Origin of the sequence: Duganella sp. Root198D2 (assembly GCF_001428585.1) — a bacterium.
Classification (GTDB): Bacteria; Pseudomonadota; Gammaproteobacteria; order Burkholderiales; family Burkholderiaceae_D; genus Rugamonas.
In genome coordinates this window covers 1-16,685 of record NZ_LMIC01000049.1, presented here as the reverse complement: position 1 = coordinate 16,685, position 16,685 = coordinate 1, and the positions used below count along the sequence as shown (strand labels likewise).

The following is a 16,685-nucleotide window of genomic DNA, read 5'->3' as shown; positions in this document are numbered from 1 at the left end:
CGTTTAGTTCCTGAACGGGAATTTAAAGGCGGCGAGCAGCGCTTTGGCTTCATCGTCGGTCTTCGCGGTGGTGGTGATCGAAATGTTCATACCACGCAGTGCGTCGATCTTGTCGTACTCGATTTCCGGGAAGATGATCTGTTCTTTCACGCCGATGTTGTAGTTACCACGGCCATCGAAGGATTTGCCAGACACACCACGGAAGTCACGCACGCGCGGCAGGGCCACGGTGATCAGACGGTCCAGGAATTCATACATGCGGGCGCCGCGCAGGGTCACCATGGTACCGATCGGGTAGCCTTCGCGGATCTTGAAACCTGCGATTGCCTTACGGGCCTTGGTGATGACTGGCTTCTGGCCGGCGATCTTGGTCAGGTCGCCAACAGCGTGCTCGATGATTTTCTTGTCAGCCACGGCTTCCGAGAGACCCATGTTCAGGGTGATCTTGGTCAGGCGCGGCACTTCCATCACGGAGGAGTAACCGAATTTACCGGTCAGCTCAGCGACGATCTTGTCTTTGTACAGTTGTTGCAGACGGGCCATTTCTGATTACCCTTTCACTACTTCGCCGGAGGACTTGAAGACGCGGACTTTTTTACCGTCCACTTCTTTGAAGCCTACGCGATCTGCCTTACCGGTCGCAGCGTTGAACAGAGCAACGTTGGACACGTGAATAGGCATGGTCTTATCGACGATGCCACCTTGAACACCAGTCATCGGGTTCGGCTTAACGGCTTTTTTAGCCACGTTAACGCCATCAACCACGACGTGCTCAGCGTCTACACGCTGGGTCACTACGCCGCGCTTGCCCTTGTCCTTACCAGTCAGGACGATGACTTCGTCGTTTTTGCGAATCTTATCCATTGTCTGACTCCTTACAGGACTTCCGGTGCCAGGGACACGATCTTCATGAACTTCTCAGTGCGCAGTTCGCGCGTCACTGGTCCAAAGATACGGGTACCGATCGGTTCCAGCTTGTTGTTCAGCAGGACAGCAGCATTGCCGTCGAACTTCACCAGCGAACCGTCCTGGCGACGCACACCCTTAGCGGTGCGCACTACCACGGCGTTATAAATTTCACCTTTTTTGACACGGCCGCGAGGCTGAGCCACCTTAACGGTGACTTTGATCACGTCGCCGATGCCAGCGTAACGGCGCTTGGAACCGCCCAACACCTTGATGCACATGACTTCCTTGGCACCGGTGTTGTCGGCCACTTCGAGCCGGCTTTCAGTTTGAATCATAGTTATCTCTTTCCCAACTTAAGCCGAAGAATCCACACAATGCGGATATCGGTCAGTCTTGGTCCCGCCAGCCAAAATGGCTGATTGGGTGCTTGATCTTCATACAAGTACTGACCGCTATCGCGTCTGCGGAGAGAAACTTTGCGGCGGATACATGGACGAAGCCCGCAAGTATCACATAAAACCTGCGGGCCTGCAAGAACTAATTAAATTGTGGCCGGGAACTCACGCTCCCGGCTTGCAACTTACTTAGACGATTTGTGCAGCTTGCACTACACGGGTCACCGTCCACGCCTTCGTTTTGGAGATCGGACGACCTTCCACGATCTCTACCGTGTCACCGGCTTTGACCTGGTTGGTCTCGTCGTGCGCGTGGTACTTGGCGCTACGAACGATGATCTTGCCATACAGAGGGTGCTTGACGTGACGTTCGATCAGAACGGTAACGGTCTTGTCCATCTTGTCGGACACGACTTTACCGATCAGAGTACGCTTCAGCTTAACTTGTTCGGTCATTTCGCTTCCTTCGAGTTCATTACCGTTTTTACGCGGGCGATGTCGCGGCGGACCTTCTTCAGCTGCGAACTGTTGCCCAGCTGCTGGGTAGCAGCTTGCATGCGCAGACCGAACTGCGCCTTCAGCAGGTCGTTCAGTTCTTTCTGCAGTGCAGCCTGGTCTTTGCCACGGAGTTCAGATGCTTTCATATTTCACTCCAATTATTGGCCAACCTGGCGCACCACGAAGGTGGTAGCCAGAGGCAGTTTAGCAGCAGCCAGACGGAACGCTTCGCGTGCCAGTTCTTCGCCAACGCCATCCATTTCGTACAGGACTTTGCCTGGACGGATTTCGGCAACGTAGTACTCCGGATTACCTTTACCGTTACCCATACGGACTTCGGCAGGCTTGTTGGAGATCGGCTTGTCTGGGAATACACGGATCCAGATACGGCCACCACGTTTGATGTGACGGGTCATCGCACGACGTGCGGACTCGATCTGGCGCGCGGTGATACGACCACGTGCCACGGCCTTCAGGCCGAATTCACCGAACGACACGTTAGTGCCGGTGGAGTGCGAAATGCCGGTGTTGCGGCCTTTCTGCTCTTTACGATATTTCCTGCGGCTAGGTTGCAGCATGCTTATTCTCCTGCTTTATCAGCTGCAGCCGGCTTGGCAGCGCGGCGGGCGGCTGGTGCGCCTGGTTTAGCACCGGCACCTGCTGGGCGGCGGCCTGCTGGCTTGCCGTCTTCGCGGCGCGGGCCACGTGGCTTCTTCTCTTCGGCCGGGGTGTCGATGACTGGTGCTTCGCCGGTGGCGGAGCGGTCACCCTTGTACACCCACACCTTGACACCGATGATGCCGTAGGTGGTGGAAGCTTCGGAGGTACCGTAGTCGATGTCCGCCTTCAGGGTATGCAGAGGCACGCGGCCTTCGCGATACCATTCGGTACGGGCGATCTCGATGCCGTTCAGACGACCCGAGGACATGATCTTGATGCCCTGGGCGCCCAGGCGCATTGCGTTCTGCATGGCGCGCTTCATGGCGCGGCGGAACATAATACGCTTTTCCAGCTGCTGCGAGATCGAGTCAGCGATCAGCTGAGCGTCGATTTCCGGCTTGCGGATTTCTTCGATGTTCACGTGCACTGGCACGCCCATGATCTTGGTCAGGGCGGACTTCAGCACTTCGATGTCTTCGCCCTTCTTGCCGATCACGACGCCAGGACGCGAGCTGTACACGGTGAAGCGTGCGTTCTTGGCAGGACGCTCGATGACGATGCGGCCTACGGAAGCGTTTTTCAGCTTCTTCTTCAGGAAAGCACGTGCCTTCAGGTCTTCGTTCAGCATGGAAGCGAAGTTACCGTTGGTTGCGTACCAGCGAGATGCCCAGTTACGGGTGACCGCCAGACGGAAACCGGTTGGATGAATTTTCTGACCCATCGCAGCTCCTTAGTTACCGACAGTCACGTAAATGTGACAGGATTGTTTCGAGATACGGTCGCCACGACCTTTAGCGCGTGCAGTGAAGCGCTTCAGGACCGGGCCCTTTTCGACGTAAATGGTCTTGACGACCAGCTCGTCGATGTCGGCACCGTCGTTGTGCTCGGCGTTCGCAATAGCGGACTCCAGCACTTTCTTGACGATGAACGCGCCTTTCTTAGGGCTGAACTGCAGAATGTTCAGCGCAGCGTCAACCTTCTTGCCGCGAATCAGGTCAGCGATCAGGCGACCTTTTTGATCCGACAGGCGCACGCCTTTGAGGATAGCTTTGGTTTCCATTATTTCTTAGCCTTTTTGTCAGCAGCGTGGCCCTTGAAGGTACGGGTCAGCGCGAATTCGCCGAGCTTGTGACCAACCATGTTCTCGGAAACGTACACAGGCACGTGGACCTTGCCGTTGTGCACGGCAATGGTCAGACCGATGAAGTCAGGCATGATCGTCGAGCGACGGGACCAGGTTTTAATTGGCTTTTTGTCTTTGGTCGCTTGCGCGGTTTCGACTTTTTTCACCAGGTGGGCGTCGCAGAACGGCCCTTTTTTCAATGAACGAGTCATGGTTTATCCTTATTTCTTGCCGCGGCGAGAGACGATCATCGAAGAAGTACGCTTGTTCGAGCGAGTCTTCTTACCCTTGGTCTGCTGGCCCCATGGCGATACTGGATGACGACCAGCTGCGGTACGGCCTTCACCACCACCGTGCGGGTGGTCGATCGGGTTCATGACCACACCGCGGACGGTTGGGCGAACACCGCGCCAGCGCATGGCACCGGCTTTACCGATCTTGCGCAGGCTGTGCTCAGCATTGCCGACTTCGCCGATGGTGGCGCGGCACTCGATGTGCACGCGGCGCACTTCGCCGGAGCGCAGGCGAACCTGGGCGTAGGTACCTTCACGGGCCATCAGGACCACAACAGCACCAGCGGTACGGGCCATCTGGGCACCTTTACCTGGCAGCATTTCCACGCAGTGGATGTTGGTGCCGACTGGGATGTTACGGATTGGCAGGCAGTTGCCGGCCTTGATCGGCGCTTCCGAACCGTTCAGCAGGGTGTCGCCGACAGCAACGCCTTTAGGGGCGATGATGTACTTGCGCTCGCCGTCGGCGTAGCACAGCAGGGCGATGTGTGCGGTACGGTTTGGATCGTATTCGATCCGTTCCACTTTCGCAGGGATGCCATCCTTGTTGCGCTTGAAGTCCACAATACGGTAGTGCTGCTTGTGGCCTCCGCCGATGTGGCGGGTGGTGATGTGGCCGTTGTTGTTACGGCCAGCAGTCTTCGACTTCTTTTCCAGCAGGGCGGCGAACGGACGACCTTTGTACAGGTCGCTGTTCACAACCTTCACCATGCCGCGACGGCCTGGGGAGGTTGGCTTCATCTTAACGAGTGCCATTATTTAGCCTCCTCGGTGAAATTGATTTCCTGGCCTGGCTTCAGGCACACGAAAGCACGCTTGGTGTGGTTGCGGCGACCGACGAAACGGCCGGAACGCTTAACCTTACCTTCGCGGTTCACGGTCTGCACCGATTCCACTTCAACCTTGAACAGCAGTTCAACGGCGGCCTTGATTTCTGGCTTGGTCGCATCCTTGGATACCAGGAACACGATCTGTTCGTTCTTTTCCGCAACCATGGTGGCTTTTTCGGAAATGACCGGAGCCAGCAGCACCTTCATCAGGCGCTCTTCGCTGTGTTTGATAACTGCGCTCATGCCAGCATCTCCTCAATCTGTGCCAGGGCTGCCTTGGTGACCAGGACCTTCTTGTAGAAGACCAGGGACATTGGGTCAGCGTGACGCGGCTCGACAACCAGCACGTTCGGCAGGTTGCGGGAAGCCAGTTCCAGGTTTTCCTGGATGGTGTCGGTAACGATCAGGACCGAGTCCAGACCCATGCCGGTCAGCTTTTGCGACAGCAGCTTGGTCTTAGGGGCTTCGATCGACAGGTCTTCGATCACAACCAGACGCTCTTCACGGGCCAGCTGAGACAGGATCGAGCAGATACCTGCGCGATACATCTTCTTGTTGACCTTGTGGGTGAAATTCTCGTCAGGCGAGTTCGGGAAGATGCGGCCACCACCACGCCACAGCGGGGAGGAGGACATACCAGCACGAGCGCGGCCGGTGCCTTTTTGGCGCCATGGCTTCTTGGTCGTGTGGTGGACTTCTTCACGGTCTTTTTGCTTGCGGTTACCGCTACGTGCGTTAGCAGCGTAAGCAACGACGACTTGGTGGATCAGTGCTTCGTTGTAGTCACGGCCGAAGACGGTGTCAGCGGCGGCTACGTTCGACGCGACTTGACCTTGCGCGTTCAAGAGCTTCAGTTCCATCGATTAAGCTCCCTTCTTTGCTTTAACTTTAACAGCTGGCGATACAACAACCTGGCCGTTTTTCGCGCCTGGTACTGCACCCTTCACCAGCAGCAGCTGGCGATCAGCGTCGATACGAGCGATTTCCAGGTTCTGGGTGGTGACGGTGACGTCGCCCATGTGACCGGTCATGCGCTTACCTGGGAACACACGGCCTGGATCCTGCGCCATACCGATCGAGCCTGGTACGTTGTGCGAACGGGAGTTACCGTGGGTTTGACGACCCGATGCGAAGTTGTGACGCTTGATGGTACCGGCGTAGCCTTTACCAATCGACACACCTTGCACGTCGATCTTCTGACCGACTTCGAACAGGGAAGCGGCGATAACTTCACCAGCTTTCAGTTCGTTTGCTTTAGCTGCGTCAACGCGGAATTCCTTGATAAAGGAACCAGCTTCAACACCTGCTTTAGCGTAGTGACCGGCAGCAGCTTTAGTCACGCGGGATGCGCGACGCTGACCGAAGACAACCTGAACAGCGGAATAACCATCCACTTCAGGAGTTTTGATTTGCGCAACACGGTTGTTCGATACGTCCAACACGGTGACTGGGATCGAATCCCCGTCATCGGTGAAGATGCGCATCATACCAACCTTGCGACCGAGGAGGCCAAGGCTCATTTTTTCTCCATTCCCACCTACGATTGGGCGGGGCTTTGTTTAACTACAAAAAAAGATACGGGCCATAAAAAAGACGAACCCATACCGAAGCCGGCTAGTGTACCGCCATTCCCCCCTTGACGCAACAGCTTTGTACGAGGTATGTCAGGTGTTTTAGCCATCCGGCAAGCGGGCGCCGCCATGAATTGACTCACAGTTAAGATTGCCCACTTCGCGCAAGGAGGTAAGCATGGTTAAACTGGCAATTCCTGCTGTCCTGGCGGCCCTCATGGCCATTTCCCCTGCCCGCGCCGGTGTGGTCGGCGCCATCCTGAGCCTGGACCAGCTGCAGATCCAGACCAGCGGCAATGTCGCGCTACAGCCCGGCTACTGGGAAATGTCGTCGCGCATTCTCAATGCCGGTCATGGCGAGGAGATTTCCGGCACCGATAGCCACAACGATAGCTGGGCGCCGCTGGCCACCTCGTCCAGCCACGGCGGTTCGCTGACCCGCGGCAGCTGGGATGCCCTGGGCGGTGGCGGCGAGCTGTATGTCGCCATGGTCGATAGCGATGCCCCTTGGACCCGGGGCCATACCGAGCTGTGGACCAACACCACGGTTTACCTCGCGCCGGGCGCCAGTATCACCGTCAGCGGCCAGGTCGGGCTGGAATTCGAGAACAGCACGACAGCCCAAGCCTTCGGCTCCGCGATGGCCGGCGTCTGCCTCGACCTGGCGCCGGGCGAATGCCGCAACAACTACAGGCGCACTACCTACCTGGCCGACGATCCTGATGGCTATACCGACAACTTTTCGGTGAGCTGGACCAACAATACGAACACCAACCAGCAACTGCTATGGAGCAGCAACCTGTCGGTCGGTGCCATGCCGCCTTTGCCGGTACCGGAACCGGCCGGCTGGGGCATGCTGGTTGGCGGGCTCGGCCTGCTGGGGGCATGCCGGAAACGGTATCGCAGCGCCTGAAAAACTCATTGGTGGGCGGGCGCAAGGAATCCTAATGTGGTGATGGGCCAGTGCGCCCTATAACCATAAAAGGAGACCTGATGAAAAAACTGCTGGCAGTACTCTGCCTGTGCCTGCCCGCCCTGGCGGCGCAGGCCATCAACCTGGCCGGACTGCAAAATGCCCATGACCCGGGCACCATCACCAAGGACGGCGATACTTATTTCAATTTCACCACCGGTAGCGGGATCTGGTATTCCACCTCGACCGACCTGGCAAGCTGGCAGGGCGGCCCGGGGCCGGTGTTCGGCACCACCCCAAGCTGGGTCGCCAACAAGATCCCCAACTTCAGCGGCTCGTTCTGGGCGCCGGACGTGATCCACATGAACGGGTATTACTACATCTACTACTCGGTATCGACCTTCGGCACCTCCAGCTCCGCCATCGGCGTCGCCCGCTCGGCCTCGCTGAAGAACCCGGCCTGGACCGACCTTGGCATCGTGGTCGAATCATTTGGCGGCAGCAGCGAGATCAACGCCATCGACCCGGCCCTGTACCGCGACCATGACGGCAAGGTGTATATGAGCTACGGCTCCTTCTTCGGCGGCATCGGCGTGGCCGAGATCAACCAGTCGAGCGGCAAACTGGCCGGCAATGTCAGCAAAATCTGGGGCGGCAACGGGCAGGACATCGAAGCGCCCTACATCACGCGCGACGGCGGCTACTACTACCTGTTCGTCAACCGCGGCGCCTGCTGCAAAGGTTCGAACAGCACCTACTACGTCGAAGTACAGCGCGCCACCAGCATCACCGGCCCCTACTCCGGCACCCGCACCGTGCTGCCGAACGTCGACGGCAAATACAAAGGCCCCGGCCACATCGGCGTGCTGAAGCAGGACGGCTGCAATTTCACCTCGATCCACTACTACGACCTGAACGACAGCGGCAACGCCAAGCTCGACATCCTGCGCATGACTTACAGCGGCGGCTGGCCAGCGCTGACACGTAACTTCAGCAACTTCGCCGGCTGCGGCGGCATGAGCGACGGTCCCTACGTGATCAAGTCGCGCCTGAGCGGCAAGGCACTGGCGGTAGCCAACGCCTCCACCAGCAACGGCGCCATGGTGCAACAGCAGAGCTACAGCGGCGGCAAGCACCAGCAATGGTATGTGGTCGGTCATGGTGACGGCCAGTACAGCGTGATCAACGCCGGCAGCCTGCTCAGCCTGGACAACTGGGAAAACTCCACCAGCGCCGGCACCAATATCGCGCAATGGTCATACTGGGCCGGCAACGGCCAGCACTGGAGCTTCGCCAGCCCGTCCAGCGGCTGGTACACAGTAAAGAACCTGCTGAGCGGCTACGTGATGGACGTGCAAAACAAGAGCACCGCCGACAACGCACAAATCATCCAATGGCCGCTAACGAACGCCAGCAACCAGCAATGGAGCTTTACCCGCCCGTAATACGGCAGAGCCCGTGTCACACCCTGGGGTCAGACCCCAAGGTGTGACACGGGCTCGTCCGGAACGCGGGCGTAGAATGCAGCGATGCTATCTCGCCTCGCTGCCGATGCGCTCCTGCTGCTGCATCTTGCCTTTATCCTGTTCGCACTTTTCGGTGCTTTTCTGGCGCTGCGCTGGCCGCGCATCGTGCGGCTGCACTTGCCGGCTGCACTGTGGGCCATCGGCATTGAACTGATGGGCGCCATCTGCCCGCTCACCTATCTTGAAAACGAATTACGCGTGCGCGCAGGCCAACAGGGCTATGCGGATGGATTCATCGAGCATTACCTGCTGCCCCTGATCTACCCTGCCGGACTGACGCCTGCCGCGCAGCATATAGTGGCGGGCGTCGTATTGGGCGTGAACCTTCTGCTGTACGCGCGGCTGTGGTTGCGCCGAGGCGCCCGCCGCTGATCCGCAGGAAGCAATCGCCACTTGCTCGGGCAAACGTACATAGCCCCGGAAAGTATCCGGCCGGCTGCGCCCAAGCCGGGTTTGCAGGATCTGCATCAGGTCCTGGTATGCGGCACTGTCCGGCGTCGGTGCACACGGCAGCGCCAAACGATACGCCGGCGCGGCGCCATGCCCGGTCACTGCGACAGCGCGGTAAGCGCTGGCGACTACTGCGACCAGTTCCGTGCCAGGCCGCACATCGAGCTCCCAGGCCACCGTCTCGTAGCTGGCCAGCACTAGCACCACGCGAGCGCCGCGCTGGTCGAGCACGACCCGCACCGGACCGGCGGGCTCACCGGCCGTATAGCCAGACAGCAGCACCAGTTGCGCGCCCTCAGCGAGGGATGGAGCGAGCAAGCCGCCCGGCAGCAGCGCGCCGGCCTGGGCCGGCAAACCATTCATATCGTTCATCAAAGGTTTCCTTTCTCAACTTGCCGGGTAGCCGAATAAAACACCATAGGCCAACCAGACCGCTACTGGGCAGGTGAGCGTCATGCCAAGGTGGGCCAACCGGCTCGGCCATGCCTCAATGCCGAAAAATTTCGTGCTCCTTGCCGATATGAAGACTGCAGCAAGGTACGTCACGGCAAAGCCGATATTCAGAACAGCGACGAGGACGTCCCAGGTATCGGGATTGCCGCGCGCGCCAAACTCGGTGATGCGCAACCTGGTGAGCCCTGCGTGTTCGAGCAAAACAAGGATTGCAAACTGCAGGGCAAGCAGCAGCCGGAACGCAAGGCGTATCGCTTGCGCCGCCATCTCCTGGCTTACGCCTGCTCTGCCGGCAGGACTGCCGGGTTGTTCAGGTTGTACCAGTCCACTTTGCGGGTAGCGACCATGATGGCGGCCAGCACGGCGAACAGCAGGATGGCGCCCAGCATCAGGGCATTGTTCTCGGAGTTGAGCAGACCAAACAAGATCCCGTACAAGGCGCACAGCGCAGCGCCGAAGCCCAGGCCGCGCTTCCAGTCGTGCAGCACGTGCATCAGGTAATAGCCAATCAGCACGATGCAGGCGGCGCTGGCGGCGATGTAGGAGGCGACAAAGTCATAGTGCTCGGACAGGCTGACCAGCAGCAGGAAGAACAGCGCCAGTGCCAGGCCCACCAGCAGGTATTGCACCGGGTGGATCGGCAGCCGTTTCATCACTTCGAACAGGAAGAAGGCAGCGAAGGTCAGCGCCACGAACAGCAGGCCGTACTTGGTGGCGCGGTCGGCCATTGAATACACGTTGACCGGCTCGATAAACGCGGCTTCGATAGTGTCAAGCGCGGGCATGGCATTTTCGCCCTGTCCTGCCGACTGCTCGCGCTGGCGGAGCTGCGACTGCGCTTCGCTGGCCAGCGATGAAATGCGCCACACCGCCTGGAAGCCCTTCTCATCCAGGCTATATTGCTCCGGCAGGAAGCGGCCGCTGAATTGCGGATGCGGCCAAGGGGAGGACATGACAAAGCGGTTATTGCGCGCCAGCGGGACAAAGCCCTGGCTGTTCATGCCCGCCAGGTTCAAGTTGAAGCTGAACTTGACCGGCCCCGCCGCAGCATCTTCCATCGACAGTTTGGCGTGCAATCCCTGGCGCGAAGAACGCAGGCCGGACCCTTGCTCGAATTCGACACTGCGCGTGCCCCACACCAGGCGCGGGATGTCGCGTACGCCGCGCACGTCGGCCACCGCCAGGGCGATGTACGGACGCTCGGGCGTGATCTGCGAGCCGCTCTCGGTATGCGGCAGCTCGGCCACGGCAGGCACGAGGAAGTCGCCGTTGATCTTGTGCGCGCCGTTGAACATCAGCACCTGATGGATGCCGCGGTGGCGGCGCTCGGTGCCGAGATTGGACACGACCTCAAGCTGGTTGGGGAACACCAGGTGCTGCGATTGCTTGCGGTAGCGCTTCGTCTCCGCCTTGCCGTCCTTGTCCTTCTCTTCGGCGGTGTACACCTCGCTGTACGGCATGACCAGCACTGGTCCGTAGATATGCTGCTCGCCGACCGAATCGTTGGCAATGCTGCGCGCCGCTTCGTCGCGGTAGGAGATGCGTTCACTGATGGTGGACTGGATCATGGCCAGCGGCACGCCGAGCAGCAGCATCAGCATGCCGACGATGAGGGCCTTGAATAGGAGTTTCTTTTGCATGGTATGGCGCATCCTGTTGTTATGGTTGCGCCAGTGTAGAAAGCCGGTGTGCGGCGACGATGCGTTCTGTGTGAAGCAAGCGAATATTTTTCGCACCAGTTCAGCGCGCACGCTCGACCGTCAGCGCGACCGGCATGGCCCACGTCGCCTGCGCAAAAGGCCAGCGCAGCAAGCTCACCTCCGTTCCCTTCGGTGCGCCCTCGCGCACCTGCGCTTCCCATCGCGCATAGAACCTGCGCTGGAACCCGTTCAGCCGCACGCTCTGGCAAGCGACTGGCCCGCCGTCCAGGTTGAGCGCCATCTTCAGGTCCAGCGGTGCGTCCTTGAGAAAGCTTGCCAGGCGGTCAAGCGAGAAAAATGCTTCTTTCGTGGTGCCGACCAGGATGCGTCCCGACCGGTCCTGCGCCACGAAAGTGCGATTGGCGAGCCAGCGGCTTTTCACGTTCACGTGCGTCTCGCCATCTTCGCCCAGCAAGAGTGGATAAGAAACCATCGCATTGCGTGCGCCCGTGAAAGCATCCTGCCAATCAGCTTGCACGAGGTTGTGCAGCGCTGCGCTTCCGTCTTCGCGCGCAACAAAGGCGCCGGCGCGAGCGTTGTACTGGCGGGGACCAAGCTGTTCGCCTTCGCTGATGAACGGCGTATCGGGCTGGCCTTTCAGGCCGAAGTAGCTGCCGTTCACGATCAGCACGGCGCTGGGCAGGGCGCGCTCCCATTCATCCAGCCCTTTGTCGCCTGCGGGTGCGCTGCGCACCGCGAAGCGGAAACGCTGTGGATCGATCCGGTTCAGCAGGATGCGATCTACTTCGCCATCTGCCGACATCACCGGCATGTCAGCCACCTCAAAGCCGGGTTCCGCTTCGCGCCAGTGGAACTGGCCGGCCGAAACTGCCGGCACGATGTCTTTGAGCGCTTCCCGCATGGATGGCGGCAACCGGGCATCGTCGGCGCCCATCTTGATCCAGTAAGTGCCGCCGCGCCGCTGCAGTACATTGAAGCCGTAGTCGCCGTTGCGCTGCCGGACCCAGATGCTGGCAACAAGGAGCGCCAGCACCAGCAGCGCCAACACAAGGTAGATCGATTTCCGTTTCAAGAGTGCTCCGTCACTTGCGCAAATTGCGCCAGTGTGGGGAACGGCTGTGCGTTGGCGATGCGTTCGGCGTGAAGCGCAGTCAATATTTTGGTATGCAAGCTCCCTCGACCGCGTGCTCTTGAAGGTCAGGCGGCGCCTGATCGGTACTGACGTCTGTCAGCGATACCACGCAACCGTCCGGAACGCCGTCCACCAGCATGTCACATGTCTTACCCGCCTCGTGCCCAGCAATAGATTGCTCAGGTATTTTTCGAGTTTTGTGGCAGGCGTACCATGGCGCGGCAACCAGTGCCGGACACATTTGCAACCTGCGCTGTGCCGCCATGCAGCGCGATCACCTCCCGCACAAAGGGCAATCCGAGGCCAGTGCTCTTTGGTGCATTCGGACGCGGCAGGGAGTAGAAGCGTTCGAACACGCGTTCGAACGCATAGTCGGGAATGCCGGGGCCGTTATCGGTAACCGCGATCTCCAGCAGGTCGCCCTCGCTGCGCGCGGACATGGTGATGCAGCTGCCGCGCGGCGCGAAGCTGATTGCATTGTCGAGCAGGTTGCCAAGCGCCTGGCGCAGTAGCAGGCGGTCGCCGAGGAGCTGCAGTTGCGGCGGTGCGTCGACAATGAGCTGCAGCGAGCACGCGGCGAGGCGCCCCTGGTAGTCTGATGCCACGTCCTGCAACAGCCCTGCCACATCGAGCGGCGCGGCGTCGTCGATGCGCTGTTGCTTTTCCACGCGCACCAAGGCCAGCAGCTTGTCGATCAGGTCGCGCTGGCGCGCGTTCTGGGCCTGGATGGTGGACAGGAACCGGCGGCGCTGCTCGGGCGGCATGTCTTCTTCCAGCAATTCGGCTGTGGCCTGGATGGCGGCGATCGGGCTTTTCAGTTCATGCGTCAGCGTATGCATCAGGGTTTCGACGTAATCTTTGCCCTCCAGCTTGGCGCGCATGGCTTCCAGCGCGTGGCCGAGCGTGCTGATCTCGCTGCTACCCAGCTTGGGCATGACGGCTTTGCGGCCGGCCTGCACCTCTTCCACGAATACCATCAGCTTGTTGACGGTGCTGGCCATGCGCCAGGTAATGGCGACGCCGATCAGCAGCGACAGGCCAAGCAGCACAATGCCCCATTTGAGGATCTTGCGCTGGCTGCGCTCGATGAAGCCTTGCACGCTGGAGATGGGCTTGGAAACCGTCAGCACGCCGATGATGCGCTCGCCGTCGCGCACCGGCGCAGCGACGTACATGCCGAGGCTGCTGTAATCGCGCGGCACTTCGCTCGTCATGCGCGCACCGTACTGGCCACGCAGCGTGAGGTAGACGTCGTTCCAGCGCGAGTAGTCCTTGCCGACCGACTTGCCGGCAGAGTCGAAACGCACGATGCCATCAGCACCGGCGATAGTGATGCGGTAATCGGTGTTGCGGCTGGCGGCGCCGAGCTTCGCCAGCAGGGCCGTTTCAGTAGCGCCCTCTTTTACATCGTCGGCGACCAGCTGGGCCAGCAGCTGCGCGGTGTCGTTCATGGCCGCTTCCAGCGTGGAGCGGGCACCAGGTTTCACCTCCTGCACGAAGACGTTGAGCAGGAACCAGGCTGCCAGGCCGACGATCAGGAAGTAGCCGAGCAGGATGCGCAGGCCGATCTTCATGCGCCGGGCTGCAGGCTGTAACCCATGCCGCGATGGGTCTGGATCGGGTCGGCGTTGTCGTCGATGGCGCGCAGCTTGGCGCGCAGGGATTTGACGTGGGCGTCCACCGTGCGGTCCAGCGTTTCCGGCGCGTCGCACCAGACGCGGTCCATCAGCTGGGCGCGCGACAGCACATGGCCGGGATGCTCGACCAGCGTTTTCAGCAGCAGGTATTCATAACGCGTCAGGTCGAGCGGCTGGCCGGCGAACAGGATGCGGGCTTCGGCCGCGCGCAGTTCGAAGGCCGGCGTGCGCGAGGCGGCGGGCGGTGTGGCCTGGGCAGCTGGCACGGCGCCATTACCATTGCCATTCCCGGCGCGGCGCAGGATCACGCGCACGCGCGCCACCAGTTCGCGCGGCGAGAACGGCTTGGTCACATAATCGTCGGCGCCGATTTCCAGCCCGACGATGCGGTCGATTTCATCGCTGCGCGCGGTCAGGAAAATCACCGGCGCTTCGGAAAACTGGCGCAGGCGGCGGCATACATCAAGGCCGCTGATATCGGGCAGGCCGACATCCAGGATCACCAGCGCCGGCGCCAGGTCGCGCGCGGCCGCCAGGGCCTGCTCGCCCAGCATCACGTGGTGCGGGGTGAAGCCTTCCTTGCCCAGGGCGAAGGCAATACTGTCTGCAATGGCTTGTTCGTCTTCGACGATCAGGATGGTCTTATCGCTCATGCGCGGCAGTATAGCGCGTCAGTTCTTGTCGGCTTCTTCTTTCTGCTTTTGCTGGGCCTCTTCCATCTTTTTCAGTGCATCCTGCGTCTTGTCGCGCTGGGCGCCCATGGCCTTGATGTCCTGTGCCGCCTGGTCGGCCGGGTTCTTCCTGCCGCATGCGGCCAGCAGGGACAGGGCCGCGATGGCGGCAAATACTGCGATGCGTTTCATTGGCTACTCCTGAAAAAGAAAAGCCCGCTCAGGAGCGGGCTTTTCAGGTGTCTTGCGACGAAACCGGGATTACTGCAGTTTGATTTCGACGTCCACGCCAGCTGGCAGGTCCAGCTTCATCAGCGCGTCAACAGTCTTGTCGGTTGGATCCACGATGTCCATCAGGCGCTGGTGGGTGCGGATTTCGAACTGGTCGCGCGAAGTCTTGTTCACGTGCGGGGAACGCAGCACGTCGTAACGCTGGATGCGGGTTGGCAGAGGAACTGGGCCTTTTACCACAGCGCCGGTGCGCTTGGCGGTGTCAACGATTTCCAGTGCGGACTGGTCGATCAGCTTGTAGTCGAAAGCCTTCAGGCGGATACGGATCTTTTGGTTTGGAGCGGACATGCTTATTCCTTAAAAGAACGAACCGGCAACAATATGTTTCCGGCAATGTATGTAATTACTGCGACGGGCCGACATGATAGCACATGCCGGCCCGTTTGAATCACCCAGGCAGATTAAGCCAGGATCTTGGCTACCACGCCGGCGCCGACGGTACGACCGCCTTCACGGATGGCGAAACGCAGGCCTTCTTCCATCGCGATCGGGGAGATCAGCTTGACGGTTTGAATTGCAGGAAGACGGCAGCTTTGCGCGCCCATACATCTTNAAGACAAGCCGTTTGCCATGATGAGGCTTAAGCCAGGATCTTGGCTACCACGCCGGCGCCGACGGTACGACCGCCTTCACGGATGGCGAAACGCAGGCCTTCTTCCATCGCGATCGGGGAGATCAGCTTGACGGTGATGGAGACGTTGTCGCCTGGCATAACCATTTCTTTGTCCGCTGGCAGCTCGATCGAACCGGTCACGTCGGTGGTACGGAAGTAGAACTGTGGACGGTAGTTGTTGAAGAACGGGGTGTGACGGCCGCCTTCATCTTTCGACAGAACGTAGATCTCGCCGGTGAAGTGATCGTGCGGCTTGATCGAACCTGGCTTGGCCAGAACCTGACCACGCTGAACGTCTTCACGCTTGGTGCCGCGCAGCAGCAGGCCAACGTTGTCGCCGGCTTGACCCTGGTCCAGCAGCTTGCGGAACATTTCCACGCCGGTGCAGGTGGTTTTCACGGTGTCGATGATACCGACGATTTCGATTTCTTCGCCGACCTTGATGATGCCGCGCTCAACACGACCGGTCACCACGGTGCCGCGGCCGGAGATCGAGAACACGTCTTCCACAGGCATCAGGAAGGCGCCGTCAACTGCGCGCTCTGGGGTCGGGATGTAGGTGTCCAGGGCTTCAGCCAGGCGGATGATGCACTCTTCGCCCATTTCGCCAGCTGCGCCTTCCAGCGCCATACGTGCCGAACCTTTGATGATTGGCAGGTCGTCGCCTGGGAATTCGTACTTGGAGAGCAACTCGCGCACTTCCATTTCGACCAGTTCCAGCAGTTCTGCGTCGTCGACCAGGTCGCACTTGTTCAGGAACACGATGATGTATGGAACGCCAACCTGGCGTGCCAGCAGGATGTGCTCGCGGGTCTGTGGCATTGGGCCGTCAGCTGCGGAGCAAACCAGGATCGCGCCGTCCATCTGCGCAGCACCGGTAATCATGTTCTTGATGTAGTCGGCGTGGCCTGGGCAGTCAACGTGAGCGTAGTGACGGTTGGCAGTCTCGTACTCGACGTGGGCGGTGTTGATGGTAATGCCGCGTGCTTTTTCTTCTGGAGCAGCGTCGATCTGGTCGTAAGCTTTGGCTTCGCCGCCGAATTTCTTCGACAGGACGGT

The 16,685-nt window shown here is 59.9% G+C and carries 25 protein-coding genes; 3 read left to right on the top strand and 22 right to left on the bottom strand.

Going from position 1 to position 16,685, the window contains the following annotated elements; all coding sequences use genetic code 11:
- Positions 1–3: 3 nt before the first annotated feature.
- The 13 genes from rplE to rplC form a co-directional block, all read right to left on the bottom strand.
- On the bottom strand, positions 4–543 hold the full coding sequence (rplE, locus tag ASE26_RS25500; protein WP_055937640.1) for a 50S ribosomal protein L5: 540 nt from the start codon (positions 541–543) through the stop codon (positions 4–6).
- A 6-nt stretch (positions 544–549) separates the two neighbouring features.
- On the bottom strand, positions 550–864 hold the full coding sequence (rplX, locus tag ASE26_RS25495) for a 50S ribosomal protein L24 (RefSeq protein WP_055937637.1): 315 nt from the start codon (positions 862–864) through the stop codon (positions 550–552).
- Positions 865–875: 11 nt separating this feature from the next.
- The gene (gene rplN, locus ASE26_RS25490; protein WP_028101657.1) at positions 876–1,244 is read right to left on the bottom strand and encodes a 50S ribosomal protein L14; all 369 of its coding nucleotides are present in this window, start codon (positions 1,242–1,244) and stop codon (positions 876–878) included.
- Positions 1,245–1,493: 249 nt separating this feature from the next.
- Positions 1,494–1,760 carry a 30S ribosomal protein S17 gene (gene rpsQ, locus ASE26_RS25485; protein ID WP_055937633.1) on the bottom strand — a complete coding sequence of 89 codons (267 nt, stop codon included), beginning with the start codon at positions 1,758–1,760 and terminating at the stop codon, positions 1,494–1,496.
- Positions 1,757–1,948: a 50S ribosomal protein L29 gene (gene rpmC / locus ASE26_RS25480; RefSeq protein ID WP_028101659.1), complete on the bottom strand. Its 192-nt coding sequence runs from the start codon at positions 1,946–1,948 to the stop codon at positions 1,757–1,759. Before rpmC ends, rpsQ begins: the two co-directional genes overlap by 4 nt.
- 12 nt (positions 1,949–1,960) lie before the next feature.
- Positions 1,961–2,380, bottom strand: a complete 420-nt coding sequence (rplP, locus tag ASE26_RS25475; protein ID WP_028101660.1) for a 50S ribosomal protein L16 — start codon at positions 2,378–2,380, stop codon at positions 1,961–1,963.
- 2 nt (positions 2,381–2,382) lie between these two features.
- Positions 2,383–3,183: a 30S ribosomal protein S3 gene (rpsC, locus tag ASE26_RS25470; protein WP_055937629.1), complete on the bottom strand. Its 801-nt coding sequence runs from the start codon at positions 3,181–3,183 to the stop codon at positions 2,383–2,385.
- Positions 3,184–3,192: 9 nt separating this feature from the next.
- Complete coding sequence (gene rplV / locus ASE26_RS25465) at positions 3,193–3,525, bottom strand: 50S ribosomal protein L22 (protein WP_170860297.1); 333 nt, start codon at positions 3,523–3,525, stop codon at positions 3,193–3,195.
- Entirely contained in the window at positions 3,522–3,797 is a 276-nt protein-coding gene (gene rpsS / locus ASE26_RS25460; RefSeq protein ID WP_055937623.1) for a 30S ribosomal protein S19, read from the bottom strand. The genes rplV and rpsS overlap by 4 nt, the downstream gene beginning before the upstream one ends.
- A 9-nt stretch (positions 3,798–3,806) precedes the next feature.
- The gene (rplB, locus tag ASE26_RS25455) at positions 3,807–4,634 is read right to left on the bottom strand and encodes a 50S ribosomal protein L2 (RefSeq protein ID WP_055937620.1); all 828 of its coding nucleotides are present in this window, start codon (positions 4,632–4,634) and stop codon (positions 3,807–3,809) included.
- Complete coding sequence (gene rplW / locus ASE26_RS25450) at positions 4,634–4,951, bottom strand: 50S ribosomal protein L23 (protein WP_028101665.1); 318 nt, start codon at positions 4,949–4,951, stop codon at positions 4,634–4,636. The genes rplB and rplW overlap by 1 nt, the downstream gene beginning before the upstream one ends.
- The gene (rplD, locus tag ASE26_RS25445) at positions 4,948–5,568 is read right to left on the bottom strand and encodes a 50S ribosomal protein L4 (protein ID WP_028101666.1); all 621 of its coding nucleotides are present in this window, start codon (positions 5,566–5,568) and stop codon (positions 4,948–4,950) included. Before rplD ends, rplW begins: the two co-directional genes overlap by 4 nt.
- A 3-nt stretch (positions 5,569–5,571) precedes the next feature.
- Positions 5,572–6,228, bottom strand: coding sequence for a 50S ribosomal protein L3 (gene rplC, locus ASE26_RS25440; RefSeq protein WP_055937618.1), 657 nt, complete (start codon positions 6,226–6,228; stop codon positions 5,572–5,574).
- A 229-nt stretch (positions 6,229–6,457) separates the two neighbouring features.
- Between rplC and ASE26_RS25435 the strand changes: the two genes are divergently transcribed.
- From ASE26_RS25435 to ASE26_RS30315, 3 genes are all read left to right on the top strand, one after another.
- Positions 6,458–7,192 carry a PEP-CTERM sorting domain-containing protein gene (locus ASE26_RS25435; RefSeq protein WP_055937615.1) on the top strand — a complete coding sequence of 245 codons (735 nt, stop codon included), beginning with the start codon at positions 6,458–6,460 and terminating at the stop codon, positions 7,190–7,192.
- Between the two features lie 80 nt (positions 7,193–7,272).
- Complete coding sequence (locus ASE26_RS25430) at positions 7,273–8,637, top strand: family 43 glycosylhydrolase (RefSeq protein ID WP_229207300.1); 1,365 nt, start codon at positions 7,273–7,275, stop codon at positions 8,635–8,637.
- An 84-nt stretch (positions 8,638–8,721) separates the two neighbouring features.
- Positions 8,722–9,090: a DUF2784 domain-containing protein gene (locus ASE26_RS30315; RefSeq protein WP_082591479.1), complete on the top strand. Its 369-nt coding sequence runs from the start codon at positions 8,722–8,724 to the stop codon at positions 9,088–9,090.
- A 465-nt stretch (positions 9,091–9,555) separates the two neighbouring features.
- On the opposite strand, the gene ASE26_RS25420 is transcribed toward ASE26_RS30315, so the two are convergent.
- The 9 genes from ASE26_RS25420 to tuf all read right to left on the bottom strand — a co-directional run.
- Positions 9,556–9,888 carry a hypothetical protein gene (locus tag ASE26_RS25420; protein ID WP_055937609.1) on the bottom strand — a complete coding sequence of 111 codons (333 nt, stop codon included), beginning with the start codon at positions 9,886–9,888 and terminating at the stop codon, positions 9,556–9,558.
- An 8-nt stretch (positions 9,889–9,896) separates the two neighbouring features.
- Positions 9,897–11,261, bottom strand: coding sequence for a cell envelope integrity protein CreD (gene creD / locus ASE26_RS25415; protein WP_162246602.1), 1,365 nt, complete (start codon positions 11,259–11,261; stop codon positions 9,897–9,899).
- Positions 11,262–11,361: 100 nt separating this feature from the next.
- The gene (locus ASE26_RS25410) at positions 11,362–12,354 is read right to left on the bottom strand and encodes a phosphodiester glycosidase family protein (protein WP_055937603.1); all 993 of its coding nucleotides are present in this window, start codon (positions 12,352–12,354) and stop codon (positions 11,362–11,364) included.
- A 239-nt stretch (positions 12,355–12,593) separates the two neighbouring features.
- Positions 12,594–13,988: a two-component system sensor histidine kinase CreC gene (gene creC / locus ASE26_RS25405; RefSeq protein ID WP_055937600.1), complete on the bottom strand. Its 1,395-nt coding sequence runs from the start codon at positions 13,986–13,988 to the stop codon at positions 12,594–12,596.
- Positions 13,985–14,704: a two-component system response regulator CreB gene (gene creB / locus ASE26_RS25400; protein WP_055937597.1), complete on the bottom strand. Its 720-nt coding sequence runs from the start codon at positions 14,702–14,704 to the stop codon at positions 13,985–13,987. Before creB ends, creC begins: the two co-directional genes overlap by 4 nt.
- Before the next feature lie 18 nt (positions 14,705–14,722).
- Complete coding sequence (locus ASE26_RS25395; protein WP_055937594.1) at positions 14,723–14,914, bottom strand: lipoprotein; 192 nt, start codon at positions 14,912–14,914, stop codon at positions 14,723–14,725.
- A gap of 69 nt (positions 14,915–14,983) precedes the next feature.
- Positions 14,984–15,301: a 30S ribosomal protein S10 gene (gene rpsJ / locus ASE26_RS25390; protein WP_028101676.1), complete on the bottom strand. Its 318-nt coding sequence runs from the start codon at positions 15,299–15,301 to the stop codon at positions 14,984–14,986.
- Positions 15,302–15,414: 113 nt separating this feature from the next.
- A complete protein-coding gene (locus tag ASE26_RS31895) occupies positions 15,415–15,558 on the bottom strand; it encodes a hypothetical protein (RefSeq protein ID WP_255357566.1) in 144 nt (47 codons plus the stop codon).
- Between the two features lie 35 nt (positions 15,559–15,593).
- On the bottom strand, positions 15,594–16,685 hold a 1,092-nt coding region (gene tuf / locus ASE26_RS25385; RefSeq protein WP_055937591.1), incomplete at its 5' end, for an elongation factor Tu.